This window comes from Microbispora rosea, from assembly GCF_900156315.1.
Classification (GTDB): domain Bacteria; phylum Actinomycetota; class Actinomycetes; order Streptosporangiales; family Streptosporangiaceae; genus Microbispora; species Microbispora rosea.
This window is the reverse complement of record NZ_FTNI01000001.1, coordinates 116,129-134,786: the sequence shown is the minus strand read 5'-3', so window position 1 is coordinate 134,786 and position 18,658 is coordinate 116,129. Positions and strand designations below refer to the sequence as shown.

General features: G+C 66.6%; 18 protein-coding genes. 8 read left to right on the top strand and 10 right to left on the bottom strand.

Annotated features, from left to right (window positions below; genetic code table 11):
- Nucleotides 1–6: 6 nt before the first annotated feature.
- The 4 genes from BXA11_RS00620 to BXA11_RS00605 all read right to left on the bottom strand — a co-directional run bounded on the left by BXA11_RS00620 (nt 7) and on the right by BXA11_RS00605 (nt 4,795).
- On the bottom strand, nt 7–705 hold the full coding sequence (locus tag BXA11_RS00620; RefSeq protein WP_076431879.1) for a hypothetical protein: 699 nt from the start codon (nt 703–705) through the stop codon (nt 7–9).
- Complete coding sequence (locus BXA11_RS00615) at nt 702–1,457, bottom strand: ATP-binding cassette domain-containing protein (protein WP_076431877.1); 756 nt, start codon at nt 1,455–1,457, stop codon at nt 702–704. The genes BXA11_RS00620 and BXA11_RS00615 overlap by 4 nt, the downstream gene beginning before the upstream one ends.
- A 65-nt stretch (nt 1,458–1,522) precedes the next feature.
- Nucleotides 1,523–4,528: a type 2 lanthipeptide synthetase LanM family protein gene (locus BXA11_RS00610; protein WP_143734030.1), complete on the bottom strand. Its 3,006-nt coding sequence runs from the start codon at nt 4,526–4,528 to the stop codon at nt 1,523–1,525.
- Nucleotides 4,529–4,582: 54 nt separating this feature from the next.
- Nucleotides 4,583–4,795: a mersacidin/lichenicidin family type 2 lantibiotic gene (locus BXA11_RS00605; RefSeq protein ID WP_076431873.1), complete on the bottom strand. Its 213-nt coding sequence runs from the start codon at nt 4,793–4,795 to the stop codon at nt 4,583–4,585.
- A 311-nt stretch (nt 4,796–5,106) separates the two neighbouring features.
- Between BXA11_RS00605 and BXA11_RS00600 the strand changes: the two genes are divergently transcribed.
- Nucleotides 5,107–6,009 carry a single stranded DNA-binding domain-containing protein gene (locus BXA11_RS00600; RefSeq protein WP_030508208.1) on the top strand — a complete coding sequence of 301 codons (903 nt, stop codon included), beginning with the start codon at nt 5,107–5,109 and terminating at the stop codon, nt 6,007–6,009.
- 62 nt (nt 6,010–6,071) lie between these two features.
- Nucleotides 6,072–7,901 carry an ABC transporter ATP-binding protein gene (locus BXA11_RS00595; protein ID WP_076431871.1) on the top strand — a complete coding sequence of 610 codons (1,830 nt, stop codon included), beginning with the start codon at nt 6,072–6,074 and terminating at the stop codon, nt 7,899–7,901.
- An 89-nt stretch (nt 7,902–7,990) separates the two neighbouring features.
- Here BXA11_RS00595 and BXA11_RS00590 read toward each other — a convergent pair whose 3' ends face one another.
- The 4 genes from BXA11_RS00590 to BXA11_RS00575 form a co-directional block, all read right to left on the bottom strand.
- Nucleotides 7,991–8,656, bottom strand: coding sequence for an LmbU family transcriptional regulator (locus BXA11_RS00590; RefSeq protein WP_244303545.1), 666 nt, complete (start codon nt 8,654–8,656; stop codon nt 7,991–7,993).
- A 446-nt stretch (nt 8,657–9,102) separates the two neighbouring features.
- The gene (locus BXA11_RS00585; RefSeq protein ID WP_076431869.1) at nt 9,103–9,873 is read right to left on the bottom strand and encodes an ABC transporter permease; all 771 of its coding nucleotides are present in this window, start codon (nt 9,871–9,873) and stop codon (nt 9,103–9,105) included.
- Nucleotides 9,870–10,634: an ABC transporter permease gene (locus BXA11_RS00580; protein ID WP_076431867.1), complete on the bottom strand. Its 765-nt coding sequence runs from the start codon at nt 10,632–10,634 to the stop codon at nt 9,870–9,872. Before BXA11_RS00580 ends, BXA11_RS00585 begins: the two co-directional genes overlap by 4 nt.
- Nucleotides 10,631–11,335: an ABC transporter ATP-binding protein gene (locus tag BXA11_RS00575; protein WP_076432405.1), complete on the bottom strand. Its 705-nt coding sequence runs from the start codon at nt 11,333–11,335 to the stop codon at nt 10,631–10,633. The genes BXA11_RS00580 and BXA11_RS00575 overlap by 4 nt, the downstream gene beginning before the upstream one ends.
- Before the next feature lie 201 nt (nt 11,336–11,536).
- On the opposite strand from BXA11_RS00575, the gene BXA11_RS00570 reads away from it, so the two are divergent.
- Together BXA11_RS00570 and BXA11_RS00565 are read left to right on the top strand one after the other, a co-directional pair.
- Nucleotides 11,537–12,322 carry a sensor histidine kinase gene (locus tag BXA11_RS00570; RefSeq protein WP_244303542.1) on the top strand — a complete coding sequence of 262 codons (786 nt, stop codon included), beginning with the start codon at nt 11,537–11,539 and terminating at the stop codon, nt 12,320–12,322.
- Nucleotides 12,319–12,993, top strand: coding sequence for a response regulator transcription factor (locus BXA11_RS00565; RefSeq protein ID WP_076431863.1), 675 nt, complete (start codon nt 12,319–12,321; stop codon nt 12,991–12,993). The genes BXA11_RS00570 and BXA11_RS00565 overlap by 4 nt, the downstream gene beginning before the upstream one ends.
- Before the next feature lie 56 nt (nt 12,994–13,049).
- Here BXA11_RS00565 and BXA11_RS00560 read toward each other — a convergent pair whose 3' ends face one another.
- Entirely contained in the window at nt 13,050–14,783 is a 1,734-nt protein-coding gene (locus BXA11_RS00560) for an ABC transporter ATP-binding protein (protein ID WP_159454721.1), read from the bottom strand.
- A 587-nt stretch (nt 14,784–15,370) separates the two neighbouring features.
- On the opposite strand from BXA11_RS00560, the gene BXA11_RS45700 reads away from it, so the two are divergent.
- The 4 genes from BXA11_RS45700 (at nt 15,371) to BXA11_RS00545 (ending at nt 18,119) form a co-directional block, all read left to right on the top strand.
- The gene (locus BXA11_RS45700) at nt 15,371–15,496 is read left to right on the top strand and encodes a lasso RiPP family leader peptide-containing protein (protein WP_142556472.1); all 126 of its coding nucleotides are present in this window, start codon (nt 15,371–15,373) and stop codon (nt 15,494–15,496) included.
- A 102-nt stretch (nt 15,497–15,598) separates the two neighbouring features.
- On the top strand, nt 15,599–17,389 hold the full coding sequence (locus BXA11_RS00555; RefSeq protein WP_076431861.1) for an asparagine synthase-related protein: 1,791 nt from the start codon (nt 15,599–15,601) through the stop codon (nt 17,387–17,389).
- Between the two features lie 38 nt (nt 17,390–17,427).
- Complete coding sequence (locus tag BXA11_RS00550) at nt 17,428–17,700, top strand: PqqD family peptide modification chaperone (RefSeq protein WP_159454720.1); 273 nt, start codon at nt 17,428–17,430, stop codon at nt 17,698–17,700.
- Between the two features lie 5 nt (nt 17,701–17,705).
- Entirely contained in the window at nt 17,706–18,119 is a 414-nt protein-coding gene (locus BXA11_RS00545) for a lasso peptide biosynthesis B2 protein (RefSeq protein WP_076431857.1), read from the top strand.
- A gap of 32 nt (nt 18,120–18,151) precedes the next feature.
- Here the strand turns inward: BXA11_RS00545 and BXA11_RS00540 are convergent, their stop codons facing one another.
- Nucleotides 18,152–18,529 carry a lipase family protein gene (locus BXA11_RS00540; protein ID WP_076431855.1) on the bottom strand — a complete coding sequence of 126 codons (378 nt, stop codon included), beginning with the start codon at nt 18,527–18,529 and terminating at the stop codon, nt 18,152–18,154.
- Nucleotides 18,530–18,658 lie beyond the last annotated feature (129 nt).

Here is an 18,658-nt window from a genome sequence, read left to right as displayed (position 1 = left end):
AGACTGTCACTCGCGGCGCCTCCGCAAAAACGCGAACACGGCGATTCCGATGGCCGTCCACGCCAGGGCGCGCGACGCCAGGCCGGGCAGGGCGGCGAGCAGGGCGTCCAGCCCTTCGTTGGCCGCACCGACCCCCGACACGATCGGCGGGCCCGGCCAGAACCCGGTGCGGGCGTCCAGGAGGGCGGCCACGAGGAGCCCTCCCAGGAACAACAGGGTGGATCCGCCGGTGGACGGGACCAGTGCGCGGCTGGTCAGGATGCCGAAAACGAGAGCGACAGCCGGCTCGACCACCAGAAGCACCGCCCCGGAGAGCAGCCCCCGCATGCCCGCCCCCGACTGCAGAGTCATCCACAGGGGCGGCAGCAGGGCGATCACTGAAAGCACCAGACTCACCGCGTAGCAGGCCAGCAGACGCCCGGTCAGCAGCCTGGGACGGGAGCTCACCATCGTGGCCGACACGAGCCGATGGGTGTCCGGTTCTGTGTCGAGGACCTGGCGGGACGCCCACGCCCACACCGGAATCATGAAAACGCTGAGGTACCCCAACGTCTCCAGCACCGCGGCCTGGGCCGCGCCCGGCGTGCCCGGCGGCGCGCCGGAAAGGATCGCCAGCAGCACCAGCGTGGGGACGAGCGGCTGGATGAACCGATAGGAGTTTCCGTATGCCTTGATGTAGAACCAGCTCAGGGCCGCGACGTTCATTTCCGGACCTCCGCCGGGCCGCCGATCTCCACGTCATAGCCCAGCTCGCGCAGGTGCTCGACGGCGACGCCCGCGCTGCGTTCCTCCACACGCACCCGCAGGACCACGGTCTGCTTCTCCTCCCGCGGCTTGGGCGAGGCCGGCAACACGGACACCGTGCCCCCGCCGACTTCCCACCGCTGTCGCAGGTCGACGTCGCCGAGGTAGTTCTGGTGGTCGCTCACGACGACGCTGCCGCCGTGCGCCGCCACCTCGCCCACTGCGGCGGAGACGGCGTTCATGGCCGCCACGTCGAGCCCGGCGAAAGGCTCGTCGAGCACGAGGAGTTCCGGCTTGGCCAGGAACGCCTGGATCAGCCCGACCTTCTGGGCACTGCCCTTGGAGAGATCACGGATTCGGGTCGCGGCCAGGTGCCGGCACCGCAGCCTCTCCGTCCAATGGCCGATCACGGCCTGCCGGTCGGCCACGCGCACCCCGCGGATACGACATACGTGCTCAAGATATTCCTGCACCGTGAAGGGTAGGGCGGAGGGAAAACGCTCGGGCGCGTATCCCACGATTCGCGGCCGCTGCTCGATGTGACCGGCCGACGGCCGGGCCAGTCCGGCGACAAGCCGCAGCAGCGTCGATTTACCGGCACCATTCGCTCCGGTTACCTCGGTTATCCGGCCCGGCGCCACCTCGACGTCGACACCACGGAGAACCCAAGGAGCTTTGCGCCGGTAACGATAGGAGACGTTCCGGAGGCGCACTCGCCGCCCTCCACTCTGCGATAGGTTTTCAGTCGGATCTGTGATCGTATCCGATACTGGGCATATCACAGGGCACCGGCCGGAGCGTCGAGCGTGAGAAGGCAGGGCACCCGGGCGGGATCGGCGATGCGTAGATAGCCGAGTCCTATACCGGCGAGTCCGAGCAGCAAACCTGGGGTGCGAAGCCCGCGCGGCACCCCGCAAATCCAACCATAATCCTCCTGCGCGGCCAGCACTGCCGCCGTGACGTTTTCCGCCAGGCGAAGCAGATCACCCTCACCTGTTTTGCGGGCGACCGACCAGAGAAAATCCAGGTTCCCCAGCTCCCCGTGGCAAAGCGACAGATTGCGCACCGGGTAATATTCCTTCGCCGCCTCGTAATAGTCGGCGGTCATGCGCGCCGCGAGCTCGATGTCGGCGGCCAGGGACCTGTCGTCGCCCAGCGTCTCGGCCAGTGCCAGCCGGGCGAGACCGGCTCCCGGCGCGCCGTGACACCAGGCGACCATCGTCTCCCAGGGGACGTTCGGCCGCAGGTCCGGCCAGGCTTCGCCATGTTCGTCGCGCAGTGATCTTTCGAAGCGCAGCGCGGCCCTGGCGGTCTCGAGCTGCGTGTCGTCGCCGGTCACCCGTGCCGCCCTGGCCAGGGCCAGCGCAATGCCGGACGCGCCGTGCGCGAATCCGCCCAGCGCCAGGCCGTCGAATTGCGCTGTGGGCCAGCTGATCTGGTCGCCGGTGCGGACCCCGCGCTCGGCCAGGTGCGTGCTCACCTTTCCGATCAGCCCCACGAGCCCGTGGGACGGGGCGACGCTCCAGGCCGCGCAGAGAGCGAGGACGTGACCGGCGGTGCCCCCGATGACATCATGGATCTCGTCGGCGCCACAGATCTCCTCCATCCCCGGCGCGACGTCGTCGATCAACCGAGTGAGCGGAACGGTGTCCGCGGTGAGAGCCGCCCAGTGCGTCAGAAAGTAGAGGGCGCCGGTCAAGCCGCCCGACATGCCGAGGGTCAGAATTGCGTTCTGCCGGCCCTCGCGACGGCCGAACGAGATCGCGCGTTCCATCCGGCGCACGATGCCGTACGAGATATCCCGTGCCAGCTCATGAAACCTGTCCTGGCCGGTCACTCGGGCCAGGTAGGCGAAGAACAGGCCGATGCCGCTGTTGCCGGAATAGAGGTCGAGCCCGGTCGGTAGGAGCTGCCACCCTCCCCCGCTTACCGAGGCCAGGCCGAGCCAGCCGACCTCCCCCTCATGGCGTAGCGCGGACCGAATCAGCTCGTCCCCGATCTCGATGGCATGACCGACCACGGTCCCGGCGTCGGGCGCCTCCTTCGAGCCGGACCGTCGGTGGACCGGTTTGTCGTCCCTGGGCACCCGGAAGACCGGGGAGGAGTCGAGATCCGGGGCGGCGGCCGTGGCCGCAGCGCACTCCACGATCCATCGCTGGCGCAGAAGATCGTCGTCGCCGAATCCCGCGATCCGCTCACGTACAGCGCTCAGCCCATCGTGAGCCAGCGCGCCGGGAATCACCCGTCCGTCTCCGCCGATGAGGCAGGTGCCGTCCGCGTCCGCCGTGAAGATGGGAATGTCGCCGGCCGCGAGTTGCGCACGTTCGCTGGCCGCGATCTCCGCTCCCAGCGCGAGTCCTTTCTGGCGGGACAGCGCACGGTCGAGGTACTTCTCGCGTTGCTCGGCTGCGCCCAGGAGGTGCGGGTGGCAGCTCGCCCAGAGGAAGGCGTTGTACGTCTGCGTCGCCCCGAGGATGTGACGGGCCCGGGCGCCTCGGAAGGTCTCCAGGAGGCCACCTTCAGCGAGCAGATCGTCGGCGTGCGTCCGGATGAGCCTGTACATGCGCTCGAACCCCGACAGGAAGACGTCCCGGTACTCGTCGAACCGTCGCACCTCGCCGTAGAGGCGCGGCAGGTTCGCCGACGCGGGGACGGGCACCCGGCCATATGCCAGCCGCATCGTGTCCGTGCCGGCGTCCACCCATTGGGGCAGCTCGCCCGCGCTCAACCGCGAGTCGCCGCCGCCGTTGAGCCCGCTCACGTCGCCGCTCGTCTCCCTGCCCGCCGCATCCGTCCGCGGGCGCGAGAAAGGCAGCATGCCCACCGCGAGCACGGTCGAGTCGAACAGGCCGCGCATCAGAGCCTCATCTCCGGCGGAGTCGGCCTGTGAGGCGTTCAGGTCTCCGGTGAACAGGCATTCGAGATCGACGAGGAAGGGATGCTCACCGGCCGCGATGACGTTGTCCATGTGCAGGTCCCGCGCCCGGAGCGCGTGCAGCAGAGCCAGATAGCCGCCCTGACGGCGGTAGAAACGCTCGACGGCGGCGGAGGTGTCGCATTCGCCGCCGCCGACGTGCTCCAGCCATCCGTGGTCGCCGCGGTCGAGGACGCGCACGGTGCGCAACCGCGGCTCGAACCCCTTGGCGTTCACCCAGTCCAGCAACGCCTGGAACCGAGCCTCCATCGACACCGCTCTGGGCTTGTACACGACGCTCTGCCCGCGACCGAAATGGACGATAGCCACAGACCGGCCACCTTCGTGGCTGTCGCCGGCATCGAAGGAGATCTCGTCGATCTCCCGTAGGTCCGCCTGGATACCAAGCCCGTGCAACAGCCCGAAGTCGGCCGCCAGATGCTCGGCGAACGCACAGCGCGCGCTCACCCAGTGAGCGAGCAGCCGGTGGCATTCCGCATGCATCAGCGGATAGTCGCGCCAAATTCGCCGTGTGAAGTCCGTGTCCGACAAGCGTGCCAAGAAGAAGTCGAAGCGCTCGGCGGGCGTGGCCCCGTGCAAGAGGCCCTCGACCCGCTGCACGTTGAGCTCCAGTACGAGGATCCTGAGAACGATCCTGGCGAGCCCGGCGCGGGGCGGCGCCGCTGTCAGGTGATGGAGAAGCGGCTCGGCCGCGAGGGATCCGAGACGTTCCTGCACTCTCTCGATCAAATCAGCGGCGGCGGCATCGACGTTGCGCTTCGAGAATTGGAGCAGTGAATCGATCGCGTGCTCAGGCGCCATTCTGACCCCGTATTTCACAGACTCGGCGATCCAGATCGGCAGGGACACGAGGTGCGGGCGCCCACGCGGAGCGGACGCCCGACCTCCTCTCACCTTGCCGCGTCAGTAGGCGCAGCAATTCGTGTCGCTGCTCCAGGTGATCCAGCACGGAGCCCACGACATCATGATCGGCTGGACCTCGCCCTCGTTGGCGAAATCGGCGATGTCGGCGAGGTCGCCGACCGGGTTCGCGGGAAGGGTGGACAGTTGCTCAGCGGTGAGGGTGGCGCTGAAACCGGGGTCTTTCCACGCCTTGGCCAGATCTGTCGTCTGCATTTTTCTCCTCTCCTAAGCGGTCGTTCCGAAATATCACATGGGACCGGAACTCCCGACAATGTGAGCAACCTCTCATCGCGACAGGCTTCCAAAAATCCCATTTTTGCACTAACACCTGATGAGGGTTGACCCGGTGAAACCGCCGACGTATTATCCCGGAATTTTCACGCCGAGTTCCATCCGTCTTTCAGCCCGGCGCGGACCGTGGTATTGCTGTAGGGCGGTATGAGGAGGGAAATTTTATGGCCCGTGCTCCAAGAGTCGTCGTGGTATCGCCTCCCAAAGCGGGCACCCATCTCATCAAGGAATTGATGCTCGCTCTCGGGTACGGCCTCCAGGGAGAGGTGAAGACGTCACCGGACGAGCGCATGACTCTTGACGAGGACGCCTCGTGGAACCTCGTCTCACAGGTTTACGACCACGAGGAACTGCTCCGGATGCGGGTCACGGAGGACCCCGAGCGCTTCGCGCGGCTGACCGACGTGGCCCGGACGGCGGTGATGTGGGCGTGGCTCCATCGATTGGGCGTCCCGCTGGCCTCCCGTTATCCGCACGAGACGATGCTCAGCGAGCTCGTGCAGAAAACCCTGTGGCGTACCGCCACCGGCACCTTCTCCGACACTCCTCCGAACACCTGCTGGTTCGTGCACGAGATGGACCTCGCGCAGGTGTACGGCAAATTCATCCACGAATGGCGCACGGGCGGTGAGCCACGCATTCTGTTCCTGCACCGTGACCCGCGCGACAGCCTTCTGTCGATGGTGCGTTTCCTCACCGACACGCGGCCGGAGGGCATCGGCAAGCTGGTCCGCTTCGGCCTCTACAGCGACATACTCCATTCCCTTACCCACCTCGACGAACAGATCGCCTACGCCTTGGAGGACGAGCAGTTCCCCGGGCTCTCGGAACTGCGAAGCAGTCGCTGGCTGGCCGCGCATCCGGCCGTGTGCAGGGTCTCCTTCGAGGAACTGATAGGCCCCGACGGCGGCGGAACCCTCGATCTCCAGGAGGCGGCGGTCAAGCGGGTCGTCGCGTTCCTGGGCGCCGAGGCGGATCCGGCGACGCTGGCGAAGTCGCTGTTCAATCGAGCGTCGTTCACCTTCCGTGACGGCCGGTCGGGCGCATGGCGGGCCGCGTTCTCCGAGGCCGCCGTCCGCGCCTTCGATCGCCGCCACGGGCACCTGCTGGACCTGCTCGGATACGAACGCCGATGAAGGGCTATCCAGCGAGCCCCGCGGAGCAGGGGGATACCGCCGGCACGGCGATGAAGGAAGCGATGAGCCGTTCCGGCACCGCCGCCACCGTCATGGCCGCCCTCAGGCTGAGCAGGCAGGCGGACGCGACGCTGTTCTGGACAGGGGTGATCCTCCTGCCGGCCGTCGAGGGGCTGCTCGGCGTCGGTCTGCTGCTGCTGTTCCGCGGCAGCGTAGGGGTCTTCCTCGAGTCCTCCGACGGCCCCGCGCAGGCGACCAGGACGCTCATCCCGTGGCTTGCGGGAGCGGTCCTGCTCACCCTGGTCACTCTCATTCTCGGCAACCTGCGTCATACGCTGAACGAGCTGCTCGTGGACCGGGTGCGTCAGTTCAGCAGCCGCCGCATGCACGCCGCCATCGCGAAGCTCGACCTCGCCGACTTCGACTACCCGGTCGTTCACGACCGGATCAGCCGGGCGGAGGAGACCGCCGACGGCAAACCGCGGCAGGTGGTGAGGGGCGTCAACGGCCTGCTGGCCTCCGCCTTCCAGGTGGCCGCTTTCACCGTGCTGCTCATCGTGCTGGAGCCATGGCTGCTGCCGGTGATGGCGCTCACCGCGGCCCCGATCGCGGTCGTCAGCTCCAAGCTCGCCGGCGACCGATTCGCCTTCTTCACCAGGATGACCCCGCTTGAGCGGATGCGCAGGTACGTCGGCATGCTCATCACCGGCCGACAGGCCGCCGCGGAAGTGCGCTCCTTCCGCCTGTCGGAGCACTTCGCCGAGAGATACGACCTCCTGACCCGCAGGCGGTACGCGGAACTGCGCGAAACCCTGCGCGGGCAGTGGCGCAGACAGCTGCTGGGAGTGCTGGCGTTCGGCCTGATCCTGTGCGTGGTCGTGACCGTGCTCGCCTGGTTCTACGCCGTCGGGGCGATGGACACCTCGACGGTGCTCACCACCGTGCTCAGCTTGAGCAGGCTGGCGACGGCGATGGCCGGTCTGGGCGGTCCGCTGGCCGAGTTGTCCGAGGCGGGGCTGTTCCTCGACGACCAGCACGCCTTCTTCGCTCAGCTCATGCGAAGGAGCTCGGTCAGCCGTCAGGTCGCGCAGCCGGGACCGCTGCGCGAACTGTGCGTGCGCGAGCTCGGTTTCGTCTATCCCGAGACCGCGCGGCCGGCGCTGCGCAACGTCGACCTGACCATCCGAGCCGGCCAGATAGTCGCGTTCGTCGGCCCGAACGGCTCGGGCAAGACCACGCTGGCGAAGATCCTGGCCTTCCTGTACGAGCCCTCGTCGGGCGCCGTGCTCTGGAACGGTGCGGACACCTCCGAGCTCTCCCGCGAGGGATTGCGCGACCAGGTGACGACCGTCTTCCAGGACCACATGACCTACCACTTCTCCGTCGCCGAGAACGTGGCGCTTGGGGACACGACGCGGCCGGACGGGGAGACGGCCGTCCGCACGGCAGTCGACGAAGCGGGCGCGCGCGAATTTGTCGACCGATTGCCGGGCGGGTACGAGACCCCGCTCGGCCCCGAGTTCGGTGGCGGCACCGCGCTGTCCGGAGGCGAGCGACAGCGCCTGGCCATCGCCCGCGCCTTCTACCGGGGCCGGGACCTGGTGATCATGGATGAGCCGACGTCGGCGCTGGACGCGCAGGCCGACCACGCGCTGCTGGAGAACCTGCGGAAGCTGTTGCGGGGGCGCACCGCGATCGTCGTCTCACACCGTTTCTCCAACGTCCGGCACGCCGACCAGATCTTCGTGCTGAAGGATGGGCGCATCCTGGAGCGTGGGACGCACGACAGCCTCATGGCGGACAAGGGTTTGTACGCCGAGATGTACACACTGCAGGCCACCGCCTACATGACTTCCGGCTCCCCGAGCTCGACGGCGCAGAGCCCGGGGTGAACGCGGCTGGGACCGCCGGAGGATCGGACCGGCCGGCGACGGGTATCGGGAGCCACGTCCTCCGCCCACCTGTCGCCGACGACCAACAGCTACCTCGGATCGTGGTCCTGAACAGCGGCCCGGTCGAGTGTCGCGGCGATCCACTCGGGCAAGGGGACGGACGCGACCTGCGCCGCCGCCTTCCACCGCTCCTCCTGCTCCGACGAGACCGCGACGGAGATGGTCACCGTCACCGTGTCCGCGTCCTGGCCGCGGCCACGGCTTGCTTGTATCTCCCTGCGCAGCCTGTTGAGCGGCCAGCCTTCCTTCTCCGCCCGTGTGAGCCACAACTCCTGCTCGTCTTCGATGAGGGCGGCCACCTCCGCGTGGTGCTGCAGGCTCAGCGTGTCCCGTCGACGGGACATTGGGAACTTTCGGGCCACCCATGCATAGTTTCGGAGAGTCTTGTACGACAGGGACGTCTCTGCGATAGCCATCCGGTACCGGTCACTGAAGAACTCCTCACCGTAGACGAGCCAGTCGCCCAGCCACCAGGTGGAGGAGTTCGCGATGACGCATAACTGATTGCCGATCCTCTGCCATGACTCGAATGTCAGGTCCACTGGAAGACGCAGCCCGAGCCTGCCCGCTCGCACTGACGCGTCGAGCCCCAGCCTCTCCTGTTGAGAATGCCTTCTCATGTCGCTGACTCCCCGGCGGGCAGTCCCGCGCTCTTCTTCCTTCCTCGGAACAGGATCGAGAAGTGGCATCGCCATTGGTCATAACCCCCGGTTCTGAAACCCCGTAGAGAGCCAAGGCGGTCAGGCCTCGGCTCCGCCTCTGATTCATGAGGACGGTTTTCCCGATCGGCTCCTCAATCTCAGGGGTGTGAGAGCGCTGCCTCCTCACCCATGTCGTCATGGAGCTGGTTGACCGCACTCCCCGGCAGCGATATGTGCGAAGCAAGGAGGACTACGGACACGCGGCAGCACCGCTGAGCACGCTTCCCGCTAACGGAGGCTGCCGGGAGCATCTGCATGATTTCCGCCATTGTCTTGCAATGTCAACCACGCTGTTGACGTGGGAGGCGCGAAGGACGACTCCCCCAACTCCGCGGTGCCCGGATCATCCCCGGCGGGTCTTGCGCTCCGGCCGCAAATCGTGATCGCGCTCGCCGACGGCATCGACCGGCCATCTGACCAGTGGTTCTGGGAATTGTGCGTCACATATCCCAACGGCGATACCCGATTACGACGAAGACGATCAGGGCGACAGTCCACGCCGTGAGGAGCAGGGCGCCTTGCGCCGGTGTCACCGCGCTCGCGTCGTCCGCTACCGGAAACCACATGGCGAATCCGGCAGTGTCCGGGAGGTACTTCGCCGCAGGGGTGCGATCGCGCAGGAGCGGTCCGACGATGAAGAAATACCCCAGCAGGACGACGACTGCCGCAAGAGTCCGGCGCACGAGCGCACCGACGGCGGCGCTGATCAACGCGGTAAGCGCGAGATACGCGGTCACACCGCTCAGGGCCCCCACGACACGACCTGAGGTCACCGGCGCAGCGGTGTCGCCGAGCACACCAGCCGTGAGCACGACTCCGGACGCAGCGGTGATCGCCGCTGCGGGACACACGACTATCGCCAACGCGAGGTGCTTGGCGGTGAACTGAAGGGCGCGGCGGGGCATCGCGGTCAGCGTGGTGCGGATCTGCCCACCGATGTACTCGGAGCAGGCTGTCAGGACGCCGAGGATGACGAAGCCGGCTTGCGCGTAGCTGATCGAGGCCAATCCGATGTCGACGGCGCTCTTGGTGCCGGTGGAACCCTGAAGGCCGGCGACCGTGAACGCGACCGCGAGGATCAGATTCACCACCAGGGTGCCTCCGAGCGTCAGCCAGGTCGCCGGAAGAGACACGAGTTTCGACATTTCCGCCGCGAGCGCCTGAGCGGCTTCCCGGCCACGGGTGCGAGTCGCCGTCGTAGGGGCGGTCATGCGTCCCTCCGCGTGAATGCGACGGCGGCGATCACGAGCAGCACCGCCACCCAGGCGGTCATCACCAGTCCTCCGGTGAGCGGGCTGATCTCGGCAGTGTTGTCGGCGAGCCTCCGAATGAACATGCGGACCCCGGCCATGTCGGGCAGGTAATTCGCCAGCGGAGTGATCTTGGTCAGCAGATAGGTGACGGTGACGACCGAGGTGTTCGCGATGAGCACCGCGAGCGGAATCACCCCGTGGCGGGTGAGCACGGTGATCCCGAAGGCAAGGAGCGCGGTGTACACCCAGTAGCAGACGACACCGGCCAGCCGCGGAACGTCGTCCGCTCCCATCGCAGGGGCGTGCTCGCCGAGCACCACGTGGATGACGCCCATGGTGGTCCCCGACGCGATGATCGCGAGTACCGCGGCGGCGATCGCGACCGCGGAGATTTTCGCGAGCAGGAACCGAAGGCGGGCGGGAACGGCGGTCAGGCTGGTGGTGATCTGGCGCCCGCCTCCGGATTCCGCGCTCTCGGTGGAGTACTCGCTGCTGATGGCGACGACACCGAGGGTGATCGCACCAACCACGCCGAACGCCAGTTCCTGATATCCGGTGTCGGCCCCGGCGACGGTCGCGGCGCCACGGGTGATCGTGCTGCGGGTCGACGACGCGGTGATTGCGGCGATCACGCTTGGCACGAGCACCCCGGCGGCCATCGCGATCCACACCGTCGGCAACGAGGCGAGCTTCGACGCCTCAGCCGCGAGCGCCCTCATGGCGCACCCCCCGTGGTGAGGGCGAAGAACGCGTCCTCGAGAGTGCGGTGAGAGCCGGTGATCTCGTCGAGGGTGCCATCCGCCACGACCTTGCCCTCGTTGATGACCACGACGTCATCCACGGTTTCCGCGAGCTCCCCCATGAGGTGGCTGGAGAGCAGCACGGTACGGCCGGACGCGGCGTGTTGGCGGAGGAAGGTCCTGATCCAGCGGATGCCGTCCGGGTCCAGCCCGTTCACCGGCTCGTCCAGGATCAGGATCTCCGGGTCTCCGAGCAGCGCCGCCGCCAGCCCGAGACGACGCGCCATGCCCAGGGAGTAGCTGCCGACCCGCCTCGATGCGGCGCTCGTCAGGCCCACGATGTCAAGGACCTCGTCGACGCGCGCCCGCGGCAGCCCTGCGGAGCGAGCCACCCACCGCAGGTGTGCCCGGCCCGTCCGCGCCCGATGCGCGCCGGAGCCGTCCAGCATGGCCCCGACCGTGGCGAGCGGATCACGAAGCTGCACGAACGGGACAGAATTAATGAGTGCCGTGCCGGAGGTCGCTCGATCCAGGCCCAGCAGAATGCGCAGCGTGGAACTTTTTCCCGCTCCGTTCGGGCCGAGAAAGCCGGTCACTCTTCCGGGGCGGGCCTGGAAGCCGATGCCGCTCAGAATCTCCTTGGAACCGCGCCGCTTGACGAGGCTGTCGATCGTAATCATGTTCACATGTGAACCCGGAACATGACCTCCGGTCATCGGACCGAAGACCGGACATCGTCTCGCGGCTCGGACCTGGGCCTCTCGGACCCAGGACTGATGCTTCATCCACGAGCGAGTCCTTAGACTTGGGGGATGGGGCCGGGTCAGGCACTTCCGAAACGCAGTCGGCGAGTCTGGCCACTGGCCATCGCCGTTCACGTCGTGCTCCTGCTCGCTCTTCTCGCGGTCGGCCGCGGGGGTACCGCCGCGGTCGTCCTCCCGGTAGTCATCGCCGCGCTGGCGTTGACGGTCACCGTGTGGGCGCTGTTTCACGCACGCCGGCAGCGAATCGCGTACGAAGCGCGCCTGACAGCATGGGCCGGCGAACGCGCGGCACAGGCCGAACGACTCCGCATCGCCCGCGAGTTGCACGACATCGTCTCTCACGGCCTCGGTCTGATCACTGTCCGCGCGAGCGCGGCACGCTATCCCGGCGCGGGGGATGACAGCTCCGCGGCGCTGTCGGACATCGAGCGCATCGGGCGGCAGACCACGACAGAGCTACGCCGGATGCTCAACGTGCTGCGTGACTCGACCGGCACGACCGCACCTCTGCGGCCCGCGGAATCCCTTCACGACCTGCCGGCCATCATCGAGGATGCCGAAAGGGCAGGCCCAACCGTCACTCTCAGGCTCGGCGAGATCGATGACATCAGCTCCGGCGCGCAACTCACGGTCTGCTCCATCGTGCGTGAGGCCCTCACGAACACCGCTCGGCATGCCGGGCCCACGAGCGCGAACGTGCACGTGCGTCGCGACGGCGACTGGGTGGTCACGAGCGTATGGGACGAAGGCCCTGTGGACGGATGGACACCTCACCCGGGAGCCGGGCATGGGATCGAGGGGCTCAGGGAGCGCGTCGCCGCCGTCGGCGGGACCTTTCGAGCCGAGCACGTCGAGAACGGGTTTCGCGTCACCGCCCGTATTCCCGAGGCTCGGACGTCATGAGTGACTGCGAGACTCCGATTCGCGTCGTCATCGCCGATGACCAGCCGTTGCTGCGTCACAGCCTGGCCGCCGTCATCAACGCCAATCACGACATGACGGTGGTCGGCGAGGCGGGCACAGGCGATGAGGTGGTCGAGTTCACCGCTGAACTCCATCCCGACGTCGTGCTGATGGACATCCGCATGCCGGGCACAGATGGAATCGCAGCCACCCGCCGCCTAATGGCCGACCCGGGCACTGAATCGGTGAAGGTCATCGTTCTCACGATGTTCGAGCTCGACGAGTATGTCCGCGCCGCCCTGCAAGCCGGCGCCAGCGGCTTTCTCCTCAAGGATGCCCACCCGGACGAACTCCTCGACGCGATTCGCCGAACGCATCAGGGCGAGTCGCTGTTCGCCCCGAGAGTCCTTACACGCCTGATCGAGGCCTACATCGCCCAGCCGGCGGTCGCGAAGCCGGGGAGCCTGGACGGTCTCACCGAGCGGGAGACCGAGGTCCTCACCCTGGTCGGCCACGGGCTCTCCAACGACGAGATCGCGACGACGCTCATGATCTCGATCAAAACCGTCAAGACCCACATCGGCAACCTGCTGAGCAAGCTCCAGGCACGAGATCGCGCGCATCTCGTCATCGCGGCCTACGAGAGCAACCTCGTCCAGTCGACACGTTGAATACGCGCCTGGGCGCGATCGAACACGTGCAGCCGACCGCGAACCGGCGCGCGCGTTCACTCGACAAGGAGCTGATTGCGCGCGAGCTCCCGGTACAGCGGGCTCTCCTTCATCAGATCATCGTGGCTGCCTTGCGCCGAGACACGGCCCTCGTCCAAGACGATGATGGAATCAGCGTCTCGAACGGTCGCGAGGCGATGAGCCACGATCACGAGAGTGCAGTTGTCCGCTGCCGACGCGATCGCCCGGCGGACGAGCATCTCGGTTCGTCCATCGAGATTCGCCGTCGACTCATCGAGGAGGAGGAGCCGGGGCCGTGCGAGAAGCGCGCGTCCGACGGCAAGCCGCTGACGCTCTCCACCCGACAGGGTCGCGCCGAACTCCCCGACCGGAGTGTCCAATCTCGTGGTCGAGACCCGAATCCTCTCCCCGAGTTCCAGGGCGTCCAGGACACCCCAGCAGTCGGCGTCCGTCGCCTTTGGCGCGATGAGCGTGAGATTCTCGCGAATCGTCCCTGGTAATACCGGCGAGTCCTGCTCGACGTACGCAACGCGGTCACGCACGAGTTCGTGAGGAAGATCTGCGATGTCCACGCCGTCGATGAGGATTCGGCCGGAAGTCGCATCGTAGAAGCGCACGATCAAGCTGAGAGCGGTGGTCTTGCCCGCTCCCGAAGGGCCGACCAAGGCGACACGCTGACCGGGATCGATATGAAAGGACACATCCGAGAGCGCGCCCCGCCGCGAGGAGCCGTTCACGGCCGCGGCCCGATAATCGAAGGTGACGTTCCTGAACGTGACGCTCGCCGCTCCTGCGCGCCCCTTGGACGTGCACGTGACCCGGTGATCGCCGGACTCGCTCGGCAGCTCGGTGATCTCCCGAATGCGATCGATCGCACCTATCGAGGAGCCAAGGGACCCCAAGGCGGAGAAGATCTGTCCGAGCGGGGCGATCAGCAGAAAAACGTACATAAGGAACGACACCATGTCGCCGATGGCGAGTTGACCGGCCGCGACCCTGAGGCCGCCGACCCCCAGCACCATCAGGACGGCGGCCTGCATGGTCAGAAGCGACATCGGCTCCAGGAGCGCTGTGATCCTTGCGACCTTCAGCCCCGCCTTGCGCGCGTCGTCGGCGGTGCGGATGATGGCCCGCTCTTCGGGATCGGTCACGTTCCCGGCGCGAATCGTCCTGATGCCCACAATGGCCCTGCTCAGCGCCGATGTGAGCTGACCGACGCTTTCCTGCAGTTCGCGGCTCACCTTCTTGACGCCCAGCGACATCCCAGTCGTGAGTATCGCGAAAACCGCGGCTATGCCCAGCGTCAGCCCGAAGAGTAAGGCATCGAGTAGCAGCAGTGCGGCCAGCGCGCCAACCATCGTGACGATTCCGCCGGCACTCGCGAGGACCCCCTGGGTCAATGCCAGGCGAATGACTGTCGTGTCGTTGGAGACACGAGAGACCAAGTCGCCGCTTCGGCGCTCGTCAAACTCACGGATCGGCAGCCGCAGCAACGAACGGATCAGCGTCCGCCGGGCGTTGAAAACAATGCCCTCCCCCATGCGGTAGAGGAGATATTGCTGCAGCGCGCTGAGAAGTCCTACGGCCAGGAGGAGCGCGCACGCCAGCAGAACATGCGGGATCAGGGACGTCCCGCCGGAGCCGCCGACCTCTTTCACCAGGCGGTTCACGACAACGGGAAGCAGCAACGACGCGGCGGCTCCCAGCAGGCTGACGACGATCCCGCCTGTGAGAAGTCCGCCATTGCCCCTCAGCAGGCCCAGCAGCACACGGAGCGACGAACGGGCTCCATCGCCACGTCGCATGTCACACCATCCAATCACGATTCAACGTCCGAGCGGAAGAACAAGATCACGGGTGGTCGCGCGACATCCGGAGGTCTGCGACCTCGGTCTTTCGGCCCGTTCGCATGGAAGACCCAGCACGACATGAGGCGCCAAGAGGCCGGCGGAAGAATGATTTCGGACTATCACAGGGAGTCTGCCGCAGACAATGTGACCGATCTCTCATTGCGAGGCGGATTGAGAAAGATGCATACCGTCATCAGAACCGCCGTCGCATCATGTCGATAAGCACCCCACTCCGAGTCAAGGGGATGACAGATAGTGAAGCGCATGGTATTCGCGCGCACATCCTCATTCTTCTAGGGCCCGGTCCGTCGAAAGCGAAAAAATATCGAGGCCGTCATCGGACGTCTCAACGCGAATCTGGCCGCTTCTCTGCCGGCGTGTTAGCGTGACCCCACGGCCCGCAGGCTTGGGGCAGAGAACAACAACTGCCGCCTATTGCGGGGGTCAGTAGGCGCTGACTGCGCCTATCTTGTGGTACCCGTTCTATTAGGAAGGAGGTGAGAGACATGGCTAAGCAGTCTTACGTCGCTCCGGTCCTGGAGGAAATTGGCGGGTTCCGTGAAGTGACAAATGGCTACCCCTGGTGGGACTATCGCGACCTCTTCGGTGGGCACACGTTCATCTCACCGTGAGTCCGGTGCGCGGGTGAGGTGATTCAGTTCACCTCACCCGCACATTTGCTTGGTCGACTCACCGGCGACGCAACTGGAACTCCAATGGTTGGGTGACGTCACGTGAAGTTTCTGGCTTTACCGGACCGAGACCTCGATCACCACATCGCCGGCCGTCTCAGCTGGGATGTCGAGCCGGATGTCGTCCGGCATCCTTCGGGAAGGCCCTGGATTCTCACGGACGATCTGTCGCACTGGGCGGTCCGGGACTTGGCGGACGGGACGAGGATCGCCGTTCCCGAAGCGAACAGCGACCCTGTCGTCGCGGCCGAAGTCGACGACCTCTCGACGAGTGCACGCGTCGACGACATCGCGAAGAGCCTGACGCTACACAGCTTCCTCCTTGTCTCGGCCGACGGGCAGCAGCGTCTGCAAGGCTCGTTGAGCACGCAAAGGCAGCTGTTCTGGAGCATGGTCAACGGTGTCGCGCTCGCCTCGAACAGCCCGCGTGTGCTGAGGGAGGTGACACAGCCCCAGGTCGATGAGACGTGGCTTGCACTCTCCCTGGTGAAGGCACTGCCCATCCACCCGTTCGCTCCGCGGACACCGTGGGTTGGTCTGTGCTCGCTGGGCATCGGCGAGTGGCTGCGGATCGACGCGCGGGGGTCGGCTCGGCCCGTGCGATGGTGGGTTCCTCCGGCTTCGGGCGAAGACTTCGCGTCGTCGGCCGACGCTGTTCGCGCGTCGCTGCGTGAAGCGGCCGGCGGAGCGATCCACAGCGGCGCCAGGCGCGTCAGTGCGGACCTGTCCGGCGGCCTGGACTCGACGAGCCTCTGTTTCCTGCTCGCGGACCTGGACGCGGAATTCACGACCTACAGAACGTCGTCCATGAGCCCATGGAATGACGAGACGACCCGTGCCCGCGAGGTTGCCCGAGACCTCCGGCTGCCCCTGCACGAGTTCCCGCCGCTGGCCGAACAGAGCACGGCGTTCGACCTGGATCCCGACCCGAGCCCGGCCTCCATCGCCGAAGGTCCTCTTGTCTGGGCCGCCTCCCGCGGCTACCTCGACCTCCTGGCGGATGAGCTCTGCCGGACCGGGGCGCACGTTCACTTCACCGGCCTCGGTGGCGACGAACTCTTCGACGTGGTTCCTGGCTTTTTCCGGGCTCTGTGGCGCGAGAATGCCGTCGCGGCCTTGAGGCGTATGCGCAGATTCCAACTCACGCAGAAGCAGCGTCTTGTTCCGCTTCTCAGGGGCGCGTCATCCCGGGAGAGCTATCAGAGATATTTCCTGCGTGTCGCTGCCTCGATCGCGCACGATGCCCCCTCGCGGCCCGAGGACGCGTACTCCTGGTTTCCGCCGGTGGTTCTCCCCCGGTGGATCACGACCAAGGCGAGAAACCTTATCGTTCAGGCATTCTTCGATGCGGCCACGTCGGCGCCCGAGCCCTTGGGCCGCGACCCGCTCGCACACCAGACCGTGGAGTCGGTCACTTTTCAAGGCAAGATACTCCGGCAGTTCTCCGAGGTGTACGGCCAGTACGACATTCGCTGGTGCGCGCCCTTCACCGACAGCCGGGTCGTGCGCGCGGTGCTCCGCGCCCCAGCATCCGCCCGGATCAGCGACTCTGTCGACAAGCCGCTGCTGGCGGCCACGATGAATGGAATCGCGCCAAGCGGCTTCTACGACAAGAGAGGCCGGGGAGACTTCACCTCGGATATCTACGCCGAGCATCGAGCCCGCCGGGACAAGCTCCTCGTCGAGTTCAAGGACAGCTGTCTGGTGGAGCGCGACCTCGTTCAGCGAGATTTGATCGAGCCGATTCTGGCTGAACCAGCGGCATCCGACATCGGGCTACTTGAAATTGAGAAGTTGGTCACCGCGGAGCGATGGCTGCGTGGAGTCGATTGATCACCCGTTTCCATCTTCACGACGAATAAGGGAATATCGTGGCTATCCAATTGAACAAGGGAGTTGTGCTCCAGGAAGTCGACGGGCAAGCGGTCCTGGTAGGGACCGGACGTAAAGCGGCCTACTGGCGCATCAACGGCACCGCACTATTGATGCTGAAACGCCTGCTCGACGGCGACACAGCCACCGAAGTGGTCGAGTCGATCGCTCAAATCCATGACATCGATCGCGTGCGGGTGAAAGCCGACATCGACCAGTTGGTCGCGGCTCTTGTCGAGGCGCGCCTCATTCGCGCCGACTCTTCGGACTGATCACGATGGAAACGGTCCATCCGGTCAGGTACCGGGCTCAAGCGCGCCTGGCCATCACCGTCGCACGGGTGCTGATCCTGCTTTCCCCAGATCGTCTTGCCGCCGTACTGACGTGCCTTTGCCGAGGCGTCGCTCACGCGTCGGCGACGGACGCCGGTGAAGCGCGGAACGTGGTGTGCGCGCTGAGCCCGCGCTGCGCCGGACAGGGATGCCTCCAACGTTCGGTGGCCGTCGTGATCTTGTGCCGCCTCCGGGGAAGCGCCCCCGATTGGCGCGCCGGATTCGCGATGCACCCGTTCACCGCTCACGCCTGGGTGGAGGTGGATGGCCGGCCGGTGGGAGAGCCCGAGAAGGTATCGGCCTATACGGTCGTTCACGCGTCCCGCGTCCGGCCTCGTCGGGCGAGGTCCCGGTCGTGACGTGAGGAACAGGACATCCCCGATGCTCCGGTTCAAGGTATCCCTGACGACTCATCACCGTGCCGGTGATCGGACCCGTCGTCGGTTCGGGATCGCGGGACGCAGTCGTCGCGGGCGTCGCCGGACAGGGCCGCGCCCTCGGGGGTCAGGTGGCCGTCCAGGCGCAGCTCGGGATAGGCGGCGTCCAGGCCGATGCCGGCGGCCGCGGCAAGCCCGAAGTCGCCCGTGGCGTCCAGGTGGTCGGCCACCGCCCGCAGGTCGGCCGACACGCCGCCCGCCGCGACGCCCTTGAGCCGCAGCTCGGGCGCGTACGACGGCTGGAGCTGGGCGGCCCAGGTCGCGGACGACCCGCCCTGCGAATAGCCCATGACGACGACGGGAGCGCTGCCGGACAGGTTCGCGCCCGGCACCCGGCGCCTCCGGCGGAGGTCGCGCGTGCGGTGCCCCCCAGTGCGGGCAGCAGGAGGAGAGACCCGATCACGGACAGGGTGGCGCGAACGGGAAGGTTCATGAAGCCGCCTTCCGGCTGTTGGATCCCA